Genomic DNA, 24,086 nt, shown 5'->3' on the forward strand with positions numbered 1-24,086 from the left:
ACCTGCGTGTGGCGGGCCAAGCCGGGGGCTTCGCGCCCCCGGACCCCCGCGGGATATTTGAACCAAAGCGAAAGAACCATCCGCGTCACATCCTGAAGACGCCGAAGCGCGTCGGCTCGATGGGGGCGTTCAGGCTGGCGCGCAGCGACAGGGACAGCACGTCGCGGGTCTTGCGCGGGTCGATGATGCCGTCGTCCCAGAGCCGGGCCGAGGCGTAGAGCGGGTGGGACTGGCGGTCGAACATCTCGATGGTGGGGCGCTTGAACTCGGCCTCCTCCTCGGGCGTCCAGGTGCCGCCGGTGCGTTCGATGCCCTCGCGCCGGACGGTGGCGAGGACGCCCGCCGCCTGTTCGCCGCCCATGACGCTGATGCGGCTGTTGGGCCAAGTCCAGAGGAAGCGCGGCGAGTAGGCGCGGCCCGCCATGCCGTAGTTGCCCGCACCGAAGCTGCCGCCGACCAGCATGGTGATCTTGGGGACATTGGTCGTGGCGACCGCCGTGACCATCTTGGCGCCGTGGCGGGCGATGCCTTCGTTTTCGTATTTGCGGCCGACCATGAAGCCGGTGATGTTCTGCAGGAAGACCAGCGGGATGGACCGCTGCGAACAGAGTTCGATGAAGTGCGCGCCCTTCTGCGCGGCTTCGGAAAACAGCACGCCGTTGTTGGCGACGATGCCGATGGGGCAGCCCTCGACATGGGCGAAGCCCGTCACCAGCGTCTCGCCGAAGCGGGCCTTGAATTCGTCGAAGCGCGAGCCGTCCACCACGCGGGCGATGACCTCGCGGATGTCGTAGGGGGTGCGCAGGTCGGCGGGGACGACGCCCAGGATCTCCTCGGGGTCATGGGCGGGGGGTTCGGGGGCTTGCCAGACCACGCTGTCGGGCATCCGGCGGTTCAGGTTGCCGATGGCGCGGCGGGCCATGGCCAGGGCGTGGGCGTCATCCTCGGCCAGATAATCGGCCACGCCGGACAGGCGGGTGTGGACATCGCCGCCGCCCAGATCCTCGGCCGTCACGACCTCGCCTGTCGCGGCCCTCACCAGCGGAGGACCGGCCAGGAAGATCGTGCCCTGGTTGCGCACGATGATCGTCACGTCGGACATGGCGGGGACATAGGCGCCGCCTGCGGTGCAGGACCCCATCACCACGGCGATCTGCGGGATGCCCTTCGCGCTCATCTGCGCCTGGTTGAAGAAGATGCGCCCGAAATGGTCGCGGTCGGGAAAAACCTCGTCCTGGTTGGGCAGGTTCGCGCCGCCGCTATCGACCAGATAGACGCAGGGCAGATGGCACTGTTCGGCGATCTCCTGCGCGCGCAGGTGCTTCTTGACGGACAGCGGATAGTAGGTGCCGCCCTTCACGGTGGCATCGTTGGCCACGACCATCACGTCCTGGCCATGCACGCGCCCGATGCCCGCGATCACGCCCGCGCCGGGGGCCGAATCGTCATACATGCCATGCGCCGCCGTGGCGCCGATCTCCAGGAAGGGGCTGCCGGCGTCCAGCAGGTTAGCCACCCGTTCGCGCGGGGGCATCTTGCCGCGGCTGGTGTGCCGCTCCATCGCCTTGGGCCCGCCCCCGGCGGCGGCGGCCAGGGCGGCCTCGCGCGCAACGTCGAGCAGCGCCAGATGCGCCTCTCGGTTGGCGCGGAAGGTGTCGGATGTCGTCAGGGCGGATGATGTCAGCTTCATGGGCAGGCTTTCCCAAAGGAGGCGCGGCGCAATGTCGCAGCCGAGCTTATCTTCGCAGCGGTTTGATCCAGATCATATTTTCGGCCGCGCGCAACGGTCATGCCGCGATCCGCAACCGTTGAAGGAGTCGTATGATGAAAACCCTGTGTCTTGCCGCCGCGGCCGTTCTGGCCGTTGTTTCCCCGGTGGCTGCGCAGCAGGCGGGCGACCTGACCCTGGGTCTGGGCCTGGCCAACGTGAACCCCAAGTCGGACAACGGCGCCCTGGTCGGCGGCGCGGTTCCGATCAGCATCGGCGACAACACCCGTCCGCAGATCACCGTCGAATACTTCATTCGCGACAATATCGGGGTCGAACTTCTGGCTGCCCTGCCCTTCAAGCATTCGATCAAGTCGAACGGGACCGAGATCGGCACCGTCAAGCACCTGCCGCCGGTCGTGTCGCTGCAATACCATTTCGACGCCACGCCGCAGTTGAAGCCCTTTGTGGGCGTCGGCGTGAACTTCACCGGTTTCTTTGACGCGGAGTCCAAGGGGCCGCTGGCAGACGACGAACTGCGCGTGAAGAACAGCTGGGGGCTGGCGGCGCATCTGGGGACCGACTACTGGATCAATGACCGCTCGGCCATTCGCGCCGACCTTCGATGGATCGACATCGACGCCGACGTGGAACTGAACAGCGGGAATATCGGCGAGGTCGAGGTTGACCCGGTCGTCGCCGGCATCAGCTATGTAATGAAGTTCTGACACCCCAGCGGGGCGCCTCCCGGCAGGGTTGCGGCGCCCCCCTACCATCCGCGCAGCGCCTTCAGTTCCCACGCGCGCATCGCCGTCATGCTCATCTTGCAGTTGGCGGCGGCGATGGATCGCATCGAGCCGCCGCCATAGCGGTCATACTGGAAGGCGCATTCCGCGTCGCGCCAGGAGATCCAGGCCCGTTGCGCGGCAAGCAGGCTGTCGGCTGCCGGATCGTCCTGGAACGCCGCGCGCGCGGCCTTGTATTCGCGGTTCAGCACGGCGTCCCAGGCCGCGTGTTCGCCCATCACGCATTCCACGATGCCGAGGGTCGTGTCGCCGCCCGGTTCCTGCTGGCATTGCTGCGAGGCCGCGCCGATGCAGGCAGGCGTCAGTTCGCCCGGCGGGGTGTCGGCCACGCAAGCCTCGACAACAGATGCATCCACCGTCAGCGTGTCCACGTCCTGCGCCAGGGCCGGCGCAGCAAGCAGCGCCCAGGCCAGCAGGACGCGCATCACACCAGGCTCAGCAATTCGCGGCCGATCAGCATCCGGCGGATTTCGCTGGTGCCCGCGCCGATCTCCATCAGCTTGGCGTCGCGGAACAGGCGGCTGACCACGCTGTCGTTGAGGAAACCCGCCCCGCCAAGGGCCTGCACGGCTTGGTGCGCCTGCACCATGGCCTGCTCGCTGGCGTAAAGCACCGCGCCTGCCGCATCCTGGCGCGTGACCTTGCCCGCGTCGCAAGCGCGCGCGACCTCATAGACATAGGCGCGGGCGGTGTTCAGCGCGACATACATGTCGGCGATCTTGCCCTGCATCAGCTGGAAGGACCCGATTGGTTGTCCGAACTGCTTGCGATCGCGGACATAGGGCATCACCTCGTCCAGGCAGGCGGCCATGATGCCGGTGCCGATGCCCGACAGCACCAGCCGTTCGTAATCCAGGCCCGACATCAGCACGCGGACGCCACGGCCTTCCTCGCCCAGGACGTTTTCGAAGAGGATCTCGCAATTCTCGAAGATCAGCTCGCCGGTGTTAGACCCGCGCATCCCCAGCTTGTCGAAATGCGGGCTGGTGGAAAAGCCCGCCATGCCCCGTTCGACGATAAAGGCGGTAATGCCCTTGCTGCCGGCTTCCGGGTCGGTCTTGGCATAGACGACCAGGGTCTGGGCGTCGGGGGCATTGGTGATCCAGTATTTGTTGCCGTTCAGGACATAGCGGTCGTTCTTCTTTTCCGCCCGAAGCTTCATCGAGACCACGTCGCTGCCCGCGCCTTCCTCGGACATGGCAAGGGCACCCACGGCCTTGCCGGAACACAGGTCGGGCAGATACTTGCGGCGCTGTTCGTCGGTGCCGTTCAGCTTGATCTGGTTCACGCAGAGGTTCGAATGCGCGCCATAGGACAGGCTGACGCTGGCGGATGCCCGCGCGATCTCCTCGGTTGCGACGACATGAGCCAGATAGCCCATGCCCGCGCCGCCGAACTGCTCGGGGACGGTGATGCCCAGCAGGCCCAGGTCGCCCATCTCGGTCCACAGCTCGTTCGGAAATGCGTTGCTGCGGTCAACCTCTGCCGCGATGGGCTTGACGCGTTCCTGCGCCCAGCGATGCACCATGTCGCGCAGGGCGTTCACATCCTCGCCCAGATCGAATTCCATCCCCCGCGTGAACATCGGCACCCCTCCTCCGGTTTATTGAACGACCGTTCATTTCCGATATAAATGGTCCACCCATCTTCCGTCAAGCCGGAGCCTGCGCCCGAATGCGGGATGGGTCAACATCGGCTCGGGTTCAGCGGACCTGGGTGACCGTCACGGTCTGGGCCAGCAGTTCCGTACCGCCAAAGGTGGTCAGGAAGGCCACGTCCACGGCATCGCGCCCAACTGCGATAACCGCCATCTCGTCTGCGCTTGCCATGCCAGTGGGATCGATCAGGTGCCAGGTCCCGTCCAGGTAAACCTCGGCCACGGCATGAAAATCGGGCGGATCGACGCGCGGGGCAAAGACGCTTGCGATGCGCGCGGGGATCTGCGCCGCCCGACACATCGCCACCATCAGGTGGGCATAATCGCGGCAGACGCCCCGCCGTTCGATGAAGGTGTCCGCCGCCGTGGTGTTGGCGTCGCTGCTGCCCGGCACATAGTCCAGCCGCTGCTCGATCCAGTCGCGGATCGCCAGAACCTTGACCCCGCCCTGCACGTCCCCGAACCGCTGCTGCGCGAAGGGGACGAAACGTTCCGCCTGGCAATAGCGCGAGGGCAGCAGATAGCGCAGCGCATCGCCCGACATCTCGTCCACCTCGGCTGCCGACAGTCGCTCGAAGACGGGCCGGGGCCGTGTGACGATTACGTCGGCCCGATAGCGGCAGCGCAGGTTGTCGGCCGTGCGGATGATGATCTTCTCGCCGATGCCCTCTTCGCCGGGGACGCGGGCGAAATGCTCCACCTCGCCGAAGTCGATCGCGGCATTGCTGATTTCCTGCCCGAAGGCACCGGCCGCCTCGATCGCGAGGAGCGCCGGGCCTGGTGTCAGGAACTTATAGTGGAGGTCCACCTGGATCGTGATCCGCATCTGCGCCCGCCTGTTGATGATTGCAGGGAACGGCGCAGGGGGCGCTTTGGATCCGTGGTCTGGACGATATGGCTACTTTCGCCGGAAGGCCTCGGCCAGGGCATCGCCGAAACCGCCCTGGCCGCCCGTTTCGCGGGCAGATCCGGCCGATCGCGGTCCGGTCGGGCTGACGCGCGGAGCGCCGCCGGCCTGCGGGCGCGCGGCCGGTTTGGCGGCTTCGGCGTCGGTCCGCATGGTCAGTCCGATGCGCTTGCGGGGCACGTCCACCTCGGTCACGCGGACGCGGACAACGTCGCCGACCTTCACCACCTCGTTCGGGTCCTTGACGAAACGGTTGGCCAGCTGGCTGACATGAACCAGCCCGTCCTGATGCACGCCGATGTCCACGAAGGCCCCGAAGGCCGCGACATTGGTGACGGTGCCTTCCAGGGTCATGCCGGGCTTGAGGTCGGTGATCTCCTCGATCCCCTCGGCGAAGCTGGCGGTGACGAAGCTGGGGCGCGGGTCGCGGCCGGGCTTTTCCAGTTCGGACAGGATGTCGCGGATGGTGGGCAGGCCGAAATGGTCGTCCACGAACCGCTCCGCCCGGATGCCTTTCAGCGCCGCCCCGTCGCCCATGATCGCGCGGATGTCGCGCCCGCAGGCGGCGACGATCTTGCGCGCAACCCCGTAAGCCTCGGGGTGGACGGCAGATGCGTCCAGGGGTTCCTTGCCGTTCTGGATGCGCAGGAAGCCGGCGCATTGCTCGAACGCGCGCGGGCCGAGGCCGGTCACCTTCTTCAGCGCGGCACGCGAAGGGAAAGCCCCGTTCTCGTCGCGCCAAGCGACGATATTCTGCGCCAGCGACGGCCCAAGCCCCGCGACATGGGCCAGCAGTGGCGCGGACGCGGTGTTCAAATCCACGCCGACGGCGTTCACCGCATCCTCGACCACGGCCTCAAGCGTTTTCGCCAGTTGCCGCTGGTCCACGTCGTGCTGGTACTGGCCGACGCCGATCGATTCGGGCGGTACCTTGACCAGTTCGGCCAGCGGGTCCTGCAGGCGGCGGGCGATGGACACCGCGCCGCGCAGGGAAACGTCAAGCTGCGGAAACTCCTTGGCGGCCAGTTCGGATGCGGAATAGACAGACGCCCCCGCCTCGCTGACGATCACCTTGGTCGGCGCCTTCACGCCCTTGGGCAGGCGCTTCAGCACATCCGCCACCAGCCGTTCGGTTTCGCGGCTGGCGGTGCCGTTGCCGATGGCGACCAGGTCCGCGCCATGCCTGGCGATCAGCGCCAGTAGCGCGGCCTCGGCCCCGCGCAGGTCGTTCTTGGGCTGGAAGGGATAGATCGTCGCCGTATCCAGCAGCTTGCCGGTGGCGTCCACGACCGCGATCTTGCAACCGGTTCGGATGCCGGGGTCGATGCCCAGCGTCACCCGCGCCCCGGCGGGGGCTGCCAGCAGCAGGTCGCGCAGGTTGCGGCCAAAGACGCGGATCGCCTCGTCATGCGCCCGTTTGCGCAGGTCCGTCATCAGGTCGATATACATCGTGTTCGACAGTCGCACCCGCCAGGTCCAGCCCGCCACCTGCCGCAGCCATTGATCGCCCGGCGCGTTGCCCCGGATGCCGATGGCCTGCGCCACGATGCCTTCGGCCCGCTGCGCCCCGGTTTCAGGGTCGGGGGCGATGTCGATGGTCACGATCTCCTCTTTCGCGGCGCGCAGGATCGCCAGCGCCCGGTGCGAGGGGATGGCCGACCATTTCTCGCGATGGTCGAAATAGTCGCTGAACTTCGCGCCTTCGGTTTCCTTGCCCGCGATCAGCTTCGCGGCGATGAACGCCTCGGCCCGCATGAAATCGCGCAGGTTGCCTAGCAGGGTGGCGTTTTCCGACAGTTCCTCGACCAGGATGTCGCGCGCGCCGTCAAGCGCGGCCTTCGCGTCCGGCACGGCATCGGTGACATAACCCGCCGCAAGCGCCGCCGGGTCGGCCGCGCGGTCGTCCTGGATCGCGCGCAGCAGCGGCTCCAGACCGTTTTCGCGGGCGATCATGGCCTTGGTGCGCCGCTTGGGCTTGAAGGGCAGGTAGATGTCTTCCAGCGCGGACTTCGTCTCGGCCCCGGCGATGGCGCGGGCCAGGTCGTCGGTCAACTTGCCCTGATCCTTGACGGAATTGAGGATCGCCGCCCGCCGCGCCTCCATGTCGCGCAGATAGGCCAGGCGGTCGGAAAGCGTCCGCAGTTGCGTGTCGTCAAGCCCTCCCGTCGCCTCCTTGCGATAGCGTGCGACGAAAGGCACCGTCGCGCCGCCATCCAGCAGGTCTGCCGCAGCCGTGACCTGGGCGGGGGTTGCATTGATCTCGGCTGCAATCGTTCGGGCGATGCGGGCGGCTGTGTCCATGGGATCCTCCGGGTCGGAAGGCGGTTCTAACCGGCCAGGGCGTCTAGGCCAAGTCCGACATGCGCGCGGCGCATGTTGACAGCGCAGGGCGCGATACACAGTTGCACAGAACGCAAGAACTGAAAGGACCATTGATGCCGACCCTTTTCGATCCCCTCCAGATTGGACCGCTGACCCTTCGCAACCGCATCGTCATGGCGCCGCTGACTCGCGCGCGGGCTGGGGCCGAACGGGTGCCTAACGCGATGATGGCCGAATATTACGCGCAACGTGCCAGTGCCGGGCTGATCCTGTCGGAAGCTACCAGCGTGACGCCGATGGGCGTGGGCTATGCCGATACGCCGGGCATCTGGAACGACGAACAGGTCGAAGGCTGGAAGCAGGTCACCAAGGCCGTCCATGACGCGGGCGGGCTGATCTTTCTGCAATTGTGGCATGTGGGCCGCATTTCCGACCCGATGTTCCTGCACGGCGAACTGCCGGTCGCGCCAAGCGCGATCAAGCCCGCGGGCACCGTCAGCCTTGTCCGGCCGAAAAAGGAATACGAGACGCCTCGCGCCCTGGAAACCGCCGAGATCGCGGGCATCGTCGAGGCCTATCGCAAGGGCGCCGAGAACGCCAAGCGCGCCGGCTTCGACGGGGTCGAGATCCACGGCGCCAACGGCTATCTGATCGACCAGTTCCTGCAGGACCGCAGCAACCGGCGCACGGACCAGTATGGCGGATCCATCGAGAACCGGACCCGCTTCCTGACCGAGATCGCGGATGCCGTCATCGGCGTCTGGGGCGCGGATCGCGTTGGCCTGCACCTGGCACCCCGCGGCGACAGCCACGACATGGGCGACAGCGATCCCAAGGCGCTGTTCACGCATGTCGCGCGCGAGATGCGCAAGCGCGGCCTGGCCTTCATCTGCCTGCGCGAATACTTGGGTGCTGATAGCCTGATGGACGACATCAAGGCTGCCTTCGGCGGCGTCGTCATCGCGAACGAGCAACTGACCCGCGACAGCGCCAGCGACCTGGTTCGGTCGGGCCGCGCCGATGCGGCGGCCTTCGGCAAGGACTTCATCGCCACGCCCGACCTGCCCCGCCGCTTCGCCGAGGATCTGTCGCTGAACCAGCAGGATCCCTCGACCTTCTACGGCAGCGGGCCGAAGGGCTATGTCGATTATCCGGTGGCTGAGGAAGTCTGATCACGAAAAAGGCGGGCCGTTGATGGCCCGCCTTTCCATTCAGGGCGCCACGTTCACTTCGCCCGTGCGGCGGCGCTTTCGGGCAGTTCCTCGTCGAACAGGCGCTGATAGAACTCGGCCACGGTCTGCCGTTCCAACTCGTCGCACTTGTTCAGGAAGGTCAGCCGGAAGGCATAGCCGATGTTGTTGCCGAAGATGCGCGCGTTCTGCGCCCAGGCGATCACCGTGCGCGGCGACATGACGGTGGACAGGTCGCCCTGCATGAAGGCCGTGCGCGTCAGGTCTGCCAGCGTCACCATCTGGCTGATGATCTTGCGGCCCTTCTCGGTGTTGTAGGTCGGGTTCTTGGCCAGCACGATCGCGGCCTCGGCGTCATGGGACAGATAGTTGAGGGTAGAAACCAGCGACCAGCGGTCCATCTGGCCCTGGTTGATCTGCTGGGTGCCGTGATACAGCCCCGTGGTGTCGCCCAGGCCCACGGTGTTCGCGGTGGCGAACAGGCGGAAGCACGGATGCGGGGTGATGACCTCGTTCTGGTCCAGCAGCGTCAGCTTGCCGTCGGTTTCCAGAACCCGCTGGATCACGAACATCACGTCCGCGCGCCCCGCGTCATATTCGTCAAAGACGATGGCGGTCGGGTTGCGCAAGGCCCAGGGCAGGATGCCTTCGTGGAAGACCGTCACCTGCTTGCCGTCCACCAGTTTGATCGCGTCCTTGCCGATCAGGTCGATCCGGCTGACATGGCTGTCCAGGTTCACCCGCACGCAGGGCCAGTTCAGCCGCGCCGCCACCTGTTCGATATGGGTCGATTTCCCGGTGCCGTGATAGCCCTGGATCATCACCCGGCGATTATAGGCGAAACCCGCCAGAATCGCCATCGTGGTGTCGGGATCGAACTTGTAGGTGCTGTCGATTTCCGGCACGCGATCGGTGCGTTCGGCAAAGCCCTTGACCTTCATGTCGCTGTCCAGACCGAACACCTCGCGCAGGTCGATCTCCTCAGTCGGTTTGGCGTTCGTTTCCAGCATCGCAAGGCCCTTTCATCGCATCGGCTGCCTTGATTGCGCATAAGTCCGCCATGCGCAAGGCGGGCTTGCGTTGACGGGCCCGGGACGGCTGCTAAGTTGGCTGCAACCACAAGAGGATCCCTGCCCCTTGCAACATGACCGACAGCCCTTGCTGGCCGATCTGATCGCACGTGTCGCCAAGGCCGATCGCCGCGCCTTTGACGAACTTTACGAAACCACGTCCGCACGGCTGAACGCCTTGTGCCTGTCGATCCTGAAGGACCGGCGAGAAGCCGAGGAAACGCTGGAACAGGCCTATATCGGCATCTGGAACGACGCCGGCCGTTACCGGGAAAGCGGGCTTTCGCCGATGGCCTGGCTGGTCACGCAGGCACGGGACCGGGCGGTGGACCGCCTGCGCGGGCTTCCCGGGCCGGTCCCCGCCGGTGCGGGACACAAGCGGGGCGGGGGCGGGCTGGACCTGGTTCGCATCGCCTATCTGGAGGGGCTGGACTATTCCCTCCTGGGGCAACGCCTGGGAATCTCGGCCGACGAAGCCCGCCACGCCCTGCACGAAGGGCTGGAACGGCTTGCCGGACATGCCGCGGATGAGGGCGTAAGCTTTGCCACGGCCGAACAGGCGCTTGCGCTGCGCGAGGGCGAACCCCAGGACCAGGCGCAACTTGCCGACTGGAAGGAACGGCTTGCGGGCTTTGCGGGCGACCTGACCCCGGTCATGGCCCCTGCCCGCGCGCGGCAACGGATCCGCGAAAGTCTGGGGCATGGCGTGGCGCCGCTTTCCGTCGATCCGCTGGAGCGCAGGTCTTGGTGGCGCGGTCCCTGGGGGGTCGTGGCGATCCTGCTGGTCGCGGCGTTGGCCTGGTATTTCTGGATGGGGCAAGGCTGACCGGTTGCCCCCGGCACGCAAAGCCCATGGTTTGACCTACCCGTAGGGTGGGGTTTCACCCCACCATATTCCTTTCGCATCGGGTCGGGCAAAGGTGGGGTAAAACCCCACCATGCGGCAATCAGGCGTTGAACAGGAAGTGCAGGACGTCGCCGTCCTTGACGGGGTAGGTCTTGCCCTCGACCCGGAACTTGCCCGCCTCGCGTGCCCCCGCCTCGCCCTTGTAGGCGACGTAGTCGTCATAAGCGACGGTTTCTGCCCGGATGAAGCCGCGTTCAAAATCGCCGTGGATCACGCCTGCCGCCTGCGGGGCCAGCGTGCCCTTGTGGATGGTCCAGGCGCGCGCCTCTTTGGGACCGACGGTGAAATAGGTGTCCAGGCCCAGCAGCTTGTAGCCTTCGCGGATCAGGCGATCCAGGCCCGCCTCGTGCAGGCCCATCTCCTCGAGGAACATGGCGGCTTCGTCGGCGGGAAGCTGACTGATCTCCTCCTCGATCTTGGCCGAGATGACGACATGGCCTGCGCCCTGCTCGGCGGCCATCTTCGCCACGCGATCGGACTGGGCATTGCCGGTCGAGGCCTTGTCCTCCTCGACATTGCAGACGAACAGCACGGGCTTGGCCGTCAGCAGTTGCAGCATGTTCCAAGCCTTGCGGTCTTCGTCGGCCACGGTGACGGTGCGGGCGGGCTTGCCGGATTCAAGCGCGGCCTGCGCGGCCTTCAGCAGCTTCTCCTGCGCCACGGCTTCCTTGTCGCCGCCCTTCAGCTTGCGCGCGATATTGGCCAGCCGCCGCTCGATCGACTCCAGGTCGGCGATCATCAGCTCGGTCTCGATGGTCTCGGCATCCGCGATGGGATCCACCCGGCCCTCGACATGGGTGACGTCGCCGTCCTCGAAGCAGCGCAGGACATGGGCGATGGCGTCCACCTCGCGGATATTGGCCAGGAACTGGTTGCCCAGGCCCTCGCCCTTGCTGGCGCCCTTCACAAGACCCGCGATGTCCACAAAGGTGATGCGGGTCGGGATGATCTGCTTGCTGCCCGCAATCTGGGCCAGAGTGTCAAGCCGCGGGTCCGGCACGGCCACGTCGCCCACGTTGGGTTCGATGGTGCAAAAGGGAAAGTTCGCGGCCTGCGCGGCGGCGGTCTTCGTCAGCGCGTTGAACAGCGTCGATTTGCCCACGTTCGGCAAGCCGACAATTCCCATGCGAAAGCCCATGACGCGCCCCTTTTGCTCAAGTCAGGGCGCGTTCTAGGCAAGCGGCGGGGGTTTCGCAAGCGGCCCCTTCCCACGGTGGACCGGACGGGATCAGGAAACGCATGCGTTTCCCCCGCCCGAATGATCGGGTGCCATCGGAAACGGTCTGCGACCCCGGTAGGCCGGCGCCCGACCCGGTGGGCGTGAAGCGCCCGCCGAGGGCGGGGCGGGCGCTGGCCGGGCCTTTGAGGCCCGGCGGTGTGTGTGGTTATAGAGCCACGTGGCGAAGGCGATGGCCTTCGTTAGTCTGGCCAGCCGAGTCGCGGACCTGAACCCGCCCTACCGGAACAACACCAGCGATCCCGGCGACCAGGCCAGCCGGGTCCGCGTCCCCACCTCCTGCACGTCGCGCCCGAAGACGTTGCGCATGGATATCCGCACCGGCCGCGCCCTGCCGTCCAGACCCGCCGCACCATCCAGGCGAAGATCGTAATAGGTCATGTCGCCGTAATAGACGACCTCGTCGATGGTGGCGCTTGTCTCGCGCGGCTGGCTGTGGGTCTGGTTTGACCCCACCAGGGTCATCGTTTCCGGGCGAAAGCCGATCATCGGGCCTTCATCGTCGGGGTTGGCGCGACTGACCTGGCGGGCGGGCAGCTCCACAACGCCCAGGCCCGGCGCCTCTACGGTGACGGTGCCATCGCCTTCACCCAGGATGCGGGCTGGCAGAAAGTTCATCACGCCGATGAAATCCGCGACGCGGCGGCTGGCTGGACGGGCATACAGCGCCTCGGGGCCGTCAAGCTGGGCGATCTCGCCCTCGAACATGACGGCGATGCGGTCGGACATAACCAGGGCCTCCTCCTGGTCATGAGTGACCAGCACGAAGGTGATGCCGACCTGGCGTTGCAGCTTGATCAGTTCGACCTGCATCTGCTCGCGCATCTTGCGGTCCAGCGCGGACAGCGGCTCGTCCAGCAGCAGCACCTTGGGCTTGAGGATCAGCGCGCGGGCCAGCGCGACACGCTGCCGCTGACCACCCGACAGCGCGTGCGCGGCGCGGTTGCCGAAACCCCGCAGGCCGACCATCGCCAGGGCTTCCTCGACCAGGGCCGCCTTTTCCGCCTTGCCACGCGGATCGCGGCGCAGCCCGAAAGCCACGTTCTGCGCAACCGTCAGGTGCGGGAAGATGGCATAGGACTGGAACACCATGTTGGTGGGGCGCTTGTTTGCCGGCACCTCGTCCATGCGCTTCTGGTCGATCAGGATGGCGCCTTCGGAAATATCCTCGAACCCCGCGATGGTGCGCAGCAGCGTGGTCTTGCCGCAGCCGGACGGGCCAAGAAGCGAGAAGAACTCGCCCGCCCGGATGGTCAGGTCGATGCCGCGCAGCGCGTGATAGTCGCCGTAATGCTTGTGGACGCCGCGGCATTCGATCATCGGCTTGCGGTCGTCGGTCACAGGAATCCTCCGGTCGGATTGCCGCCCATGCGGGCATTGCCGCGGCGGCGGAAGTATTCGCCCAAGGTCAGCAGCACGATGGACAGCGCCACAAGGACGGTGCCAAGCGCCATGATCATCGGGATCTGCTTGGGAAAGCGAAGCTGGCTGAAGATATAGGTGGGCAGCGTCGGCTGGTTGCCCGCCAGGAAGAAGGCGATGATGAATTCGTCCAGGCTGATGGTGAAGGAAATCAGCAGCGAACTGATGATCCCCGGCATGACCAGCGGCAGGGTGACCAGCCGGAACGCGCTCCAGCGTGTTTCACCCAGGTCATAGGCCGCCTCCTCCAGGGACCTGTCCAGGGATGAGAAGGCCGTGGACAGGATGGCGATGGCATAGGGCATGCAGATCAGCACATGGCCCAGGATCACCGTCAGGATCGACAGTTCTACGCCCACGCCCAGCAGCACGACCAGCAGCGACATCGCCACGATGATTTCCGGCAGCACCATCGGCAGCAGGATGAAGCCCATCATGCCGCCCTTTCCTGGAAACTCGAACCGCGTGGATGCACGGGCGGCGAAGATGCCCAGGCAGGTCGCAAGGATCGCCGCGCTGACCGCGATGATCAGCGAATTCGTCAGGGCGGTCCGCAGCGTGGCATTGGCCCACATCTGCGCGAACCAGCCGGTCGTGAAGCCCTGCAAGGGAAAGGCGATGATCGTGCCCGAATTGAAGGCGAACAGCGGCAGCAAGATGATCGGCGCGTAAAGGAACAGCAGGTAGAGAAGCGCATAGGCCTGCAAGCCGCGCCCCTGCCCCTTCACGACCGCACCTTCAGGAAGCGGCGGTTGATCAGCAGGAAGACGATGCTGACAAGGGCGACGATGGCCATCGCCGTCACTGCCAGGGCGGATCCCAGCGGCCGGTTGTCCAGCGCCAGCATCTGCACCTGGATCAGGTTCGCGATCATCGGGATCTTGCCGCCGCCGATCAGTTCAGGCGTCACGTAATCGCCGATGGTCGGGATGAAGACGATCAGCACCGCCGCCAGCACGCCCGGCATCGCCAGGGGCAGCGTGACCCGCCAAAAGGTCATCGCCCGGCTCTCGCCCAGGTCACGTCCGGCTTCCAGCAGCGAACGGTCGATCTTTTCTAGGGCCACGAAGATCGGCAGGATGGCGAAAGGCGCATAGGCGTGGGCCAGCGTGATCACGATCGAGTTCACGTTATACAGGATAAAGGTCAGCGGCTCGTCGATGATGCCAAGCCCGGTCAGGCTGGAATTGATGACGCCGTTGTAGCCCAGGATCACCTTCCACAGAAACACCCGGATCAGATAGCTGGTCCAGAAGGGAATGGTGATCAGGAACAGCCAGGTCGCCTTCTTTTCCGGTCGCACCATGAAGCTGACGTAATAAGCCACGGGAAAGGCCAACAGGACCGTGACCAGTGTGACAAGTGCCGACACCACCAGCGACCGCAGCATCACCGTGCGCACGATGGGATCGGTCCAGACCTGGGCATAGTTGGCCCAGGTGAAGTCGCGCACGACCTCCAGATAGCCGTCGGTCAGGAAGCTGTAGGTCAGGATGGTCAGCAACGGCGCCGCCAGGATCAGCAGCGCATAAAGGAACGGCGGCGCGATCAGGGCATAGCCCTGCCTTGCCTGTGCATCCAGTCCCTTGGCCATCCGATCCTTCCTGCCGCGCCTGCGCAATTCCTTTCATATCGGATAAAGCGTGAAAAGAGGGTTTATGCGCGGCATCAGTGTCCGCCCTGCCTCCACCATCGTCCGGTCAGCGCCAGATGGGCCAGGGAGGCGCGCCTCTGAAACGGTGTGACGTCAACGGTTTCCTGAAAGATGTTCATCTTGTTGCTACGGACATCGGCCAGGAACCGGGACACGCCGGGACCGGGATAAAGCGCCGCCGTTGCCCGTTTGGGCAACAGCCTGCGGGACCGTGCCGCGCGGTCCAGGGCATCGCGCGCCATTCCGGCAAGGGTGACCGCAGCGGCGGCATCGGTCTTTGCCAGACCCAGGCCGAGTGGCTGAAGCCGTGGCAGCGCGCGCAGCCAGGCCGCCAGTCCCGCGCCCAGCCCCTGATCGGCCGCAACATCAAGGGCCGCACCCTGCGCGCCCAACCGGGCCGCCGCCTGCACCATCAGCCTGCCCGAGGTTCCGGCGACATAGGCCACCACCGCGTCAGGATTGTCGAACGGTTCTCGGGCGCAGTCACGGCGGCGCGCTTCGGCCAGCGGGACAAGATCACCGGCAGCATCGCCCCACGAATCCCATAAGGGAGTCAGGACGTCATGCAGGGGCGGAGGCCTGCCGGCGGCCATCTCGGCCAAGCGGTCGATCCACCATTGCAGCCGCATTTCCGCCAGCAGCGGTTCGCCCGACTGGAACGGCGCCCGGGCGATTTCGAGGTTCAGGGCGTAAAGCGTAATAAGCGCAGGCCGATCCTGTGGCTGCGCTACCAGGACGGCGCCGAAGCGGTCGGGATCATGGCTCCGTACCAGGTCGGCGCAGGCATCCAGCGTCACGTCTCCAGATCCTCGGCAATGCGGGCCACATTCTTTTGCACCGTGGTCGGGCTCACCACCAATTCGATACCGGCCTTGGACATGCGCACCTCCAGTCCGGCATCGATCAGCGCGGATTTCAACCGGTCCAGCCGAGAGAAATCCTTGCTTGTCATCGCATCAGCCCGAATCTGCGCCAGACGGTCCTGCAAGCGGGTCAGAACCTGGTCGAAATCCCCCAGGGCGACCTGGCTGTCCAGAGCGTCGAAATCAGCGCGCATCCATTCGTCATCGCCTACCTGCAGCAAACCAATGAAGCGAGCAGACGACAGCAGTAGCGGCGGATCGTCCTTCAGCCGGTGCAGCACAGCGATGGCGCCAGGTGTATTCAGGTCGTTTGCAATCGCCTCGACCAACTCGGGATGAGGGGCCTCTGCAGGCTCGACGTTCTTGCTCAGCAGCCGCCACTGCCACAGGATGTCGCGCGCCTCGTCCGCCTTGCCCTGGGTCCAGTCCATCGGCTTGCGGTAATGGGTGGACAGCAGGACATAGCGGATCACCTCGCCCGCAATGCGGCGGTCCAGAAGGTCGCGGACGGTGAAGAAATTGCCCAGCGACTTGGACATCTTCTTGCCCTCGACCTGCAGCATTTCGTTATGCAGCCAGACATGGGCGAAATCCGCCTGGGGATGGGCGCAGCAGCTTTGGGCGACCTCGTTCTCATGGTGGGGGAATTGCAGGTCGATGCCGCCGCCGTGGATGTCGAAGCTTGGCCCCAGCAACGCCGCCGACATCGCGGAACATTCGATATGCCAGCCGGGGCGGCCGCGGCCCCAGGGACTGTCCCAGCCGGGCTGGTCGGCCTCGGACGGCTTCCACAGCACGAAATCCATGGGATCGCGCTTGAAGGGCGCGACCTCGACCCGCGCGCCCGCGATCATGTCATCGACGGACCGGCCCGACAGCCGGCCATATTCGGGGAAGGAGCGCACGTCGAACAGGACGTGGCCCTCGACCTCATAGGCGTTGCCGTTGGCAATCAGGGTTTCGATCATGGCGATCATCTGCACGATGTATTCGGTCGCGCGGGGTTCATGATCGGGGCGCGCGGCGCCCAGCGCGTCCATGTCGGCGTGATACCAGGCGACGGTTTCCTCGGTGATCTCGCGGATGGTGCGGCCGGTGGCGGCGGCGCGGGCATTGATCTTGTCGTCGACATCCGTGAAGTTGCGCACGTAAGTCACGTGATCCGCGCCATAAACATGGCGCAGCAGGCGAACCAGGACGTCGAACACCAGGACGGGCCGGGCATTACCCAGATGCGCGCGGTCATAGACGGTGGGTCCGCAGAGATAAAGGCGCACGTTCCGGGGGTCGATGGGCGTGAACGCCTCTTTCTTGCGGGTGCGGGTATTCGTCAGCCGGATCTCGACCATGATGCGCCTTTCTGTAACAGGGCGGATCTAGCCTATCGGGGCGTGGCTTTCCACCCATGCAATCTGGCGCGGCAGGCTGTGGCGATGCAGGTCATAGCCGTCCAGAATCGTCTGCCGCGCCGCCGTCCGCAGCCGGTCCGCATCGGGATCGCCAGAAAGGCCCCGGATCAGCGCATCCGACAACGCGGGCACGTCGAAGAAGGGCACCAGCCGCCCATTCTCGCCGTCCCGGATCAGTTCGCGCACCGGCTCGGTATCCGAGGCCACGACATAGCCGCCCGCTGCCATCGCCTCGGTCAGGGACCAGGACAGGACGAAGGGATAAGTCAGATAGCAATGCACGCGGGCGATCTGGATCAGCGACAGATATTCGTCGTAAGCCACGCGGCCCAGGAAATGGACGCGCGACAGATCCAGCCGGTCGCCCAGTTCGGCCAGCATCCGTGCTTTCCAGGTGCCGCCGTCCTTGGGGGCGTTGCCATAGCTGGTGCCTTCGGCCCCGACGATCACGATCTGCGCCTGCGGGCGGGCGGCCAGAACGGCAGGCAGCGACCGCATGAAAATGTGAAACCCACGATAGGGCTCCAGCGAGCGGCTGACATAGGACAGCACCTCGTGGCCCGCGCGCAGCACCTGTCCGCCCGGCAACGCCAGCGTGGCCTGGGAGTTGGGGCAGACCTTGGCCGTGTCGATGCCGTCGTGGATCACGGTGATCTTGGTGCGCAGTTCAGGCGGGAAACTGTCGGCCTGGTATCGTGTCGGCGAAATGGCAGCGTCAGCCTGAACGATGCCCTGGATCAGGTGGGCCGACCGGGCGATGGTCAGCATCCGCGATTCGTCGCTGTCCTGCTGAAGTTCGGGGTCGAAGCCCACGTCATGGCCGCGCGTGCGATACAGAAGCTCGGCATAGACCAGCAGCTTGGCGTCGGGCCAGATTTCGCGCAGGAACAGCGTCTCGCCCCAGCCGGTATGGCCGATGATGATGTCGGGGGTGAATCCATGCCGGTCCCGCAAGGCCCGCGCGCCTCGTGCGGCAAGATAGCCACGTTCGGCATGGTTGGCATAGCTACGGCCGAAACCGTTCACCTGCACCGGGTCGGGCGTCTTGTAGCGCACGGTCGAAACCTGACTGGTCCGCTGGTTCTTCTCATCCGTCAGGGCCAGCATCTGGTGCCCGCGCGCGGCAAGCGCCGGGGCCAGATGGGGGAACTGTCCCGGAAAGTTCTGGTGGACGAACAGGATCTTCATCGATGATGGTCGCGGAAGGCGGCGGCCAGCAGCGCGCGGGTGTATTCCTGCTGCGGAGCGTCGAAAATCTCGGCCGTGCTGCCCTGCTCCACCACCTCGCCCGCGCGCATGACCATGATCTTGTGCGACATGGCGCGAACCACGCGCAGGTCGTGGCTGATGAACAGGAAGGCCAGCCCGTATTTCTGCTGCAACCCGCGCAGAAGCTGGACGATCTGCACCTGAACCGTCATGTCCAGCGCCGATGTCGGTTCGTCCAGAACCACGACCTTGGGCCGAAGGATCATGGCGCGGGCGATGGCGATGCGCTGCCGCTGGCCGCCCGAGAATTCGTGCGGATAGCGATGCATCATCTCGGGGTTCAAGCCCACCTCGGCCATGATCTCGGCGACCATGGCGCGACGGTCCCGGCCTTTCTCGACCCCGTGGACGCCCAGGCCCTCGGCGATGATCTGTTCGACCGTCATGCGCGGGGACAGGCTGCCGAAGGGATCCTGGAAGACGATCTGCATGTCGCGGCGCAGTTTGCGCAACTGGCGCGACTGCCAGCGGGCGATGTCCTGGCCCATGAACAGGATCGGTCCGTCGCTGGCGATCAGCCGCATGATGGCCAAGGCCAGCGTGGTCTTGCCGCTGCCTGACTCCCCGACGATGCCCAGCGTTTCCCCGGCCCGCACCGTCAGGGTGGCGCCGTTCACCGCCTTCACATGGCCCACGGTCCGGCGCAGCAGCCCCCGCTGGATCGGAAACCAGACCTTGAGGTCGCGCGTCTCGACCATGGTTTCGGCGGCGTCCAGCACGGGATCGGCCCTGCCGGCCGGTTCGGCCGCCAGCAGCTTGCGGGTGTATTCGTGCTGGGGGTCGGAAAAGATCGCCTCGACCGGGCCTTGCTCCACGATTTCGCCGTCCTTCATCACGCAGACGCGGTCGGCGATGCGGCGGACGATGCCCAGGTCGTGGCTGATGAACAGCATCGACAGCCCCTCGGCCGCCTTGAGTTCCGCCAGCAGGTCCAGGATTTGCGCCTGGATCGTCACGTCCAGCGCGGTGGTGGGTTCGTCCGCGATCAGCAGTTCCGGCCCGTTGGCCAGCGCCATGGCGATCATCACGCGCTGCCGCTGGCCGCCCGACAGCTGGTGCGGATAATCGGCCAGACGGCTTTCGGGGTCGCGGATGCCCACGCGGGTCAGCAGCTCCACGATTCGCGCCCGCGCCCGTGTCCCGGTCAGCCCCTGGTGCAGCGCTAGGCTTTCGCCAAGCTGCTTTTCCAGCGTGTGCAGGGGGTTCAGCGAGGTCATCGGTTCCTGGAAGATGAAGCTGATGTCGTCGCCCCGGATGTCGCGCAGCACCTTTTCCGGCGCATCCACCATCTCGCGGCCCGCGTATTTCACCGACCCCTCGACCACGGCGGAATCGCCCAGCAGGCGCACGGTGGAGAGCGCCGTCACCGACTTTCCCGACCCAGATTCGCCCACCAAGGCCACCGTCTCGCCCTTGCCGATCTGGAAGCTGACGCCCTTCACGGCGGGCGCGATCCGGCCTTCCTGGCGAAAGCTGATGCGCAGGTTCTGGACCGACAGGACGGCTTCGGTCATTTGAAGGTCTTTCGGGGATCAAAGGCATCGCGCACGCCTTCGAAGACGAAGACCAGCAGCGACAGCATGATGGCGAAGGTGAAGAAGGCAGTGAAGGCCAGCCAGGGTGCCTGCAGGTTCTGCTTGGCCTGCAACGCCAGTTCCCCCAGCGAGGGCGCGGAGGCAGGCAGCCCGTAGCCCAGGTAGTCAAGCGCGGCCAGCCCGCTGATCGTGCCCGTGACGACGAAGGGCAGCATCGTCAGCGTGGCCACCATCGCATTGGGCAGGATGTGGCGGAACATGATGGTGCGGTCGCCGACGCCCAACGCGCGGGCCGCGCGGACATATTCGAAGTTGCGCGCGCGCAGGAACTCTGCCCGCACCACGCCCACCAATGCGGGCCAGCCGAACAGGATCGTGACGAAGACCAACAGCCAGAAGCTTCGCCCGAGGATCGCGAACAGAATGATGATGACGTAAAGCGAGGGCGTGGATGCCCAGATCTCCAGCACCCGCTGGAACACCAGGTCGGTCCGCCCGCCGAAATAGCCCTGGATGGCGCCCGCCGTTATTCCCACTACGGATGCCACCACCGTCACGATCAGCGTGAACAGGATCGAGATGCGGAAGCCATAGATCACGCGGGCCAGCACGTCGCGCGCGGTGTCGTCGGTGCCCAGCCAATGCGTGCCGTCCGGCGCGCTTGGGGCGCTGCCCACGTTGTTGATGGTCGAATAATGGAAGGGGATCACCGGCCAGATCATCCAGCCTTGTTCTTCTTCGGGGATGTCGCTGGTGCCTGCATCCACGGCGGCGATCAGATCCTCGGGGGTGTCCCAGCAATCCTGGCTGCCGCCGGTGACGATCAGGCATTGCACCGCAGGATCGGTATAGATCGCCTCGGTCTGGAAATCGCCGCCGAAAGCCGTTTCGGGATAGAAGTTGTAGGCCGGGAAATACAGTTCCCCGCGATAGTTCGCGACGATCGGTTTGTCGTTTGCCACCACCTCGGCGAACATCGCGACCACGAACAGGACGGAAAAGATCACCAGCGACCAGAAGGCCCGGCCGTTCCTGCGGAAGTTGCGCCAGCGGCGGCGGTTGAGTTCCGACAAAGCCATCAACCGGCCCTCGATTCAAAGTCGATGCGCGGATCGACGAAGACATACATCATGTCCGACAGGATCCCCACGACCAGGCTCAGCAGGCCAAAGACATAGAGCGTGCCGAAGATCACCGGATAATCGCGCTGCACCGCAGCCTCGAACCCCAGGCGGCCCAGGCCGTCCAGCGAAAAGACCGTCTCGATCAGGATGCTTGCCCCGAAGAAGACGCCCAGGAATACGGCAGGAAAGCCTGCGATCACGATCAGCATCGCGTTGCGGAAGACATGGCCGTAAAGCACCCGCCCCTCGGTCAGGCCCTTGGCGCGGGCGGTCATCACGTACTGCTTGTTGATCTCGTCAAGAAAACTGTTCTTGGTCAACAGGGTTAGCGTGGCAAAGCTGGAAATCGTCGAGGCGACGACCGGCAGCGTTGCGTGCCAGGCATAGTCCTTGATCTTGCCCCACAGGGACAGGTCGGCGAAGTTGTCGCTGGTCAGTCCCCGCAGCGGGAAGATCTGCCAATAGCTGCCGCCCGCGAACAGCACCATCAGCAGCACCGCGAACAGGAAGGCCGGGATCGCGTAGGCCATGATGATCACGCCCGAGGTCCAGGTGTCGAACCGCGTGCCATCGCGCACCGCCTTGCGGATCCCCAGCGGGATCGAGATCAGATAGGCCAGCAGCGTGGACCACAGCCCCAGGGTGATGGACACCGGCATCTTTTCGATCACCAGGTCGATGACGCTGATCGACCGGAACCAGGACGTGCCGAAGTCGAAGGTCAGATAGTTGCCCATCATCGTCAGGAAGCGTTCCAGCGGCGGCTTGTCGAAGCCGAACTCTTTCTCAAGCTGGGCGATGAATTCGGGCGGCAGGCCGCGCGCGCCCTCGTACCCCTCGACCACGCCGGTGTCGGCGCCCGCGCCCGCGCCGGATATGTTGCTGAAGGCGTCGCCCGATCCCTGCACCTGGGCCGCGATCTGTTCGATGGGACCACCGGGGACGAATTGCGTCAGGGTGAAGTTCACCACCATGATCCCGATCAGCGTCGGGATGATCAGCAGCAACCGCCGCAGGATATAGGCGCCCATCGGATTGCCCTTGCCCCTTCCGGGCCTTTGCGGCCCCTTTTCCTTTGTCCCGCCCTTGTCGGGCGGGACCGCCCGGAAATCAACCCTGCCGTCAGCGGATCGCGCCCGCCGCCTTCAATTCCGCCTCGCGCGCGGTGTCGGCCCACCAGAAGTCCAGCGTGCCAAGCGCATAGGGCGGCATCTGTTCGGGATGGCGATACATGTCGTAATAGGCCAGCGTGTATTCCGCCTTGAACCATTTCGGCACCCAGAAGCGCAGGCTGCGCAGGGCGCGGTCCAGCGCGCTGATCGCGACCATGTTCTCTTCCTGCGTCTCGGCCTGCTGGCCGACTTCCAGCAGCTTGTCGATGGCCGGGTTCGCAAGGCCCATCGGGTTGAACACGTCGTCGGCATCCTCGGACCCGAAGACCTGGCCGGCATATCCGCCAACCGCATAGGACTGGCCCAGCGAATCCTCGACCATGTCGAAATCCTTGGACCGGGTGCGCAGCTCCATCTCGGCATTGTCCACGCGGCGGTTGACGGCGTCGATGCCGATGGCGCGCAGGTTCTGGACGAAGGGGTTGATGATGCGGTCGTTGCCCACGTCGTCGTTCAGGATCTCGATGCTCAGAACCTCTCCGGCGGCGTTGCGGCGCATCCCGTCGCTGCCGACCGTCCAGCCTGCCTCGTCCAGCAGGGCCACGGCGCGGCGCATGTTCTGACGGTCAAGCTGGCGTTCGCCCGACACCGGCTGGACCACAGCGGGTTCGGTCAGGATGCCCGGCGGCAGATCGCCCGCCACGGGTTCCAGCAGCGCCACCTCCTCGGGCGACGGCGGGCCGTCGGCGCGGAATTCGCTGTTGTCCCAGAAGGAATTGACGCGGGTTTCAAGACCATAGAGCAAGGTCTGGTTCGTCCACTCGAAGTTGAACATCAGCCCGATCGCCTCGCGCACGCGGATGTCCTGGAACTTCGGGCGCCGCAGGTTGAAGACCCAGGCGTCCGCACTGGCAATCTGGCCGTCCGGCAGGGTTTCCCGCACCACCGCGCCCGAAGCCAGCGCCGGAAAGTCATAGCGCGTGGACCAGTGCATCGAGGATGTCTCGTTTCGGAAGGTGTATTCGCCCGCCTTGAAGGCTTCGAAGGCGCTGTCGAAGTCGCCGAACATCTCGTATCGGATGCGGTCGAAGTTGAAGCGGCCCTGGTTGATCGGCAGATCCTTGCCCCAATAGTCGGGATTGCGCTTCACGACCAGGGTGCGGCCCATGTCGGCCCGGTCGAACATATAGGGGCCGGAGCCGAGGAAGGGCTTGTCACTGCTCTGCTCCAGGTCGCGGTTGTTTTCCTCGAAGTCCTTCTTGGAAAAGACGATCTGGTTGCCCATCTGCGAAATCACGTCGCGGCGGGGATAGCCTTCGGCGAAGGTGAACTTGATGCGGTGGTCGTCCAGAACCTCGGCCTTGGCGACCATCTGCTGCATCGCCATGCGGAAGGACGACAAGCCCTTGTCGCGCAGGGTCTCGAAACTGAACAGAACGTCATGCGCGGTCAGCGGCGTGCCGTCGCTGAACTTCGCTTCGGGGCGCAGGTTGAAGATCACCCAATCCTTGCTTTCGGGATATTCCAGCGTCTCGCACAAAAGGCAGTAATCGACGCCCAGCTCATCCGCCGGGCTATCCATCAGTCGTTCCAGCTGGATCACCGACAGGGCAATGGCCCGGCCCCGGTGCGTGAAGGGGTTGAAGCTGTCAAAGCCGCCGACCGCGCCAAAGGAAATCTCGCCCCCTTTGGGCGCGTCGGGATTGACATAGCGGTAATGCGGGAAATCGGCGGGCAGCGCAGGTTCGCCGAACAACGCGATGGCATGGGTCTTGATGATGTTCTCGCCGTCCCCGGTTGCCTCGGCCTCTTGCGACAGGGCGGCGGATGCCGGGGCAAGGGCAAGGGCGGCAATCAGGGCAAGGCGACGCATGGGCGAACTCCGGCTGTGGTG

Annotated in this window: 20 protein-coding genes; 3 read left to right on the forward strand and 17 right to left on the reverse strand. The window is 65.4% G+C overall.

Going from position 1 to position 24,086, the window contains the following annotated elements; genetic code table 11:
- Positions 1-85: 85 nt before the first annotated feature.
- The gene (locus tag RAH32_RS04125) at positions 86-1,690 is read right to left on the reverse strand and encodes a carboxyl transferase domain-containing protein (RefSeq protein WP_306605404.1); all 1,605 of its coding nucleotides are present in this window, start codon (positions 1,688-1,690) and stop codon (positions 86-88) included.
- A 134-nt stretch (positions 1,691-1,824) separates the two neighbouring features.
- Between RAH32_RS04125 and RAH32_RS04130 the strand changes: the two genes are divergently transcribed.
- On the forward strand, positions 1,825-2,436 hold the full coding sequence (locus RAH32_RS04130) for an OmpW/AlkL family protein (protein WP_306606541.1): 612 nt from the start codon (positions 1,825-1,827) through the stop codon (positions 2,434-2,436).
- 41 nt (positions 2,437-2,477) lie between these two features.
- On the opposite strand, the gene RAH32_RS04135 is transcribed toward RAH32_RS04130, so the two are convergent.
- The 4 genes from RAH32_RS04135 to RAH32_RS04150 form a co-directional block, all read right to left on the reverse strand.
- On the reverse strand, positions 2,478-2,939 hold the full coding sequence (locus tag RAH32_RS04135; protein ID WP_306605406.1) for a lysozyme inhibitor LprI family protein: 462 nt from the start codon (positions 2,937-2,939) through the stop codon (positions 2,478-2,480).
- Positions 2,939-4,099 (reverse strand): isovaleryl-CoA dehydrogenase, encoded by a 1,161-nt coding sequence (locus RAH32_RS04140; RefSeq protein WP_306605408.1) that lies wholly within the window; start codon positions 4,097-4,099, stop codon positions 2,939-2,941. The genes RAH32_RS04135 and RAH32_RS04140 overlap by 1 nt, the downstream gene beginning before the upstream one ends.
- A 118-nt stretch (positions 4,100-4,217) precedes the next feature.
- Positions 4,218-4,997, reverse strand: coding sequence for a transglutaminase-like domain-containing protein (locus RAH32_RS04145; protein ID WP_306605410.1), 780 nt, complete (start codon positions 4,995-4,997; stop codon positions 4,218-4,220).
- A 72-nt stretch (positions 4,998-5,069) separates the two neighbouring features.
- Positions 5,070-7,379 carry a Tex family protein gene (locus RAH32_RS04150; protein WP_306605412.1) on the reverse strand — a complete coding sequence of 770 codons (2,310 nt, stop codon included), beginning with the start codon at positions 7,377-7,379 and terminating at the stop codon, positions 5,070-5,072.
- Positions 7,380-7,513: 134 nt separating this feature from the next.
- Here RAH32_RS04150 and RAH32_RS04155 point away from each other — a divergent pair, with 134 nt between their 5' ends.
- Positions 7,514-8,572, forward strand: coding sequence for an alkene reductase (locus RAH32_RS04155; protein ID WP_306605415.1), 1,059 nt, complete (start codon positions 7,514-7,516; stop codon positions 8,570-8,572).
- Positions 8,573-8,625: 53 nt separating this feature from the next.
- On the opposite strand, the gene cobS is transcribed toward RAH32_RS04155, so the two are convergent.
- Positions 8,626-9,600, reverse strand: coding sequence for a cobaltochelatase subunit CobS (cobS, locus tag RAH32_RS04160; protein ID WP_306605417.1), 975 nt, complete (start codon positions 9,598-9,600; stop codon positions 8,626-8,628).
- A gap of 127 nt (positions 9,601-9,727) precedes the next feature.
- Here cobS and RAH32_RS04165 point away from each other — a divergent pair, with 127 nt between their 5' ends.
- Entirely contained in the window at positions 9,728-10,486 is a 759-nt protein-coding gene (locus RAH32_RS04165) for a sigma factor (protein WP_306605419.1), read from the forward strand.
- 121 nt (positions 10,487-10,607) lie between these two features.
- Here RAH32_RS04165 and ychF read toward each other — a convergent pair whose 3' ends face one another.
- The 11 genes from ychF to RAH32_RS04220 form a co-directional block, all read right to left on the reverse strand.
- Positions 10,608-11,705, reverse strand: coding sequence for a redox-regulated ATPase YchF (ychF, locus tag RAH32_RS04170; RefSeq protein WP_306605421.1), 1,098 nt, complete (start codon positions 11,703-11,705; stop codon positions 10,608-10,610).
- Between the two features lie 318 nt (positions 11,706-12,023).
- Positions 12,024-13,145 carry an ABC transporter ATP-binding protein gene (locus tag RAH32_RS04175; protein WP_306605423.1) on the reverse strand — a complete coding sequence of 374 codons (1,122 nt, stop codon included), beginning with the start codon at positions 13,143-13,145 and terminating at the stop codon, positions 12,024-12,026.
- Positions 13,142-13,954 (reverse strand): ABC transporter permease, encoded by an 813-nt coding sequence (locus tag RAH32_RS04180; protein ID WP_306605425.1) that lies wholly within the window; start codon positions 13,952-13,954, stop codon positions 13,142-13,144. The genes RAH32_RS04175 and RAH32_RS04180 overlap by 4 nt, the downstream gene beginning before the upstream one ends.
- The gene (locus RAH32_RS04185) at positions 13,951-14,820 is read right to left on the reverse strand and encodes an ABC transporter permease (protein ID WP_306605428.1); all 870 of its coding nucleotides are present in this window, start codon (positions 14,818-14,820) and stop codon (positions 13,951-13,953) included. Before RAH32_RS04185 ends, RAH32_RS04180 begins: the two co-directional genes overlap by 4 nt.
- 74 nt (positions 14,821-14,894) lie before the next feature.
- Complete coding sequence (locus tag RAH32_RS04190) at positions 14,895-15,677, reverse strand: squalene/phytoene synthase family protein (protein WP_306605430.1); 783 nt, start codon at positions 15,675-15,677, stop codon at positions 14,895-14,897.
- A complete protein-coding gene (gene cysS / locus RAH32_RS04195) occupies positions 15,674-17,092 on the reverse strand; it encodes a cysteine--tRNA ligase (protein WP_306605432.1) in 1,419 nt (472 codons plus the stop codon). The genes RAH32_RS04190 and cysS overlap by 4 nt, the downstream gene beginning before the upstream one ends.
- Before the next feature lie 27 nt (positions 17,093-17,119).
- Entirely contained in the window at positions 17,120-18,340 is a 1,221-nt protein-coding gene (locus RAH32_RS04200) for a glycosyltransferase (protein ID WP_306605434.1), read from the reverse strand.
- Positions 18,337-19,935 (reverse strand): ABC transporter ATP-binding protein, encoded by a 1,599-nt coding sequence (locus RAH32_RS04205; RefSeq protein ID WP_306605436.1) that lies wholly within the window; start codon positions 19,933-19,935, stop codon positions 18,337-18,339. The genes RAH32_RS04200 and RAH32_RS04205 overlap by 4 nt, the downstream gene beginning before the upstream one ends.
- Positions 19,932-21,035 (reverse strand): ABC transporter permease, encoded by a 1,104-nt coding sequence (locus tag RAH32_RS04210; RefSeq protein ID WP_306605438.1) that lies wholly within the window; start codon positions 21,033-21,035, stop codon positions 19,932-19,934. The genes RAH32_RS04205 and RAH32_RS04210 overlap by 4 nt, the downstream gene beginning before the upstream one ends.
- Positions 21,035-22,111, reverse strand: a complete 1,077-nt coding sequence (locus RAH32_RS04215; RefSeq protein WP_306605440.1) for a microcin C ABC transporter permease YejB — start codon at positions 22,109-22,111, stop codon at positions 21,035-21,037. The genes RAH32_RS04210 and RAH32_RS04215 overlap by 1 nt, the downstream gene beginning before the upstream one ends.
- Before the next feature lie 91 nt (positions 22,112-22,202).
- A complete protein-coding gene (locus tag RAH32_RS04220; protein ID WP_306605442.1) occupies positions 22,203-24,065 on the reverse strand; it encodes an extracellular solute-binding protein in 1,863 nt (620 codons plus the stop codon).
- Positions 24,066-24,086 lie beyond the last annotated feature (21 nt).

Source organism: Paracoccus yibinensis, assembly GCF_030846195.1.
Taxonomy (GTDB): Bacteria; Pseudomonadota; Alphaproteobacteria; order Rhodobacterales; family Rhodobacteraceae; genus Paracoccus; species Paracoccus yibinensis.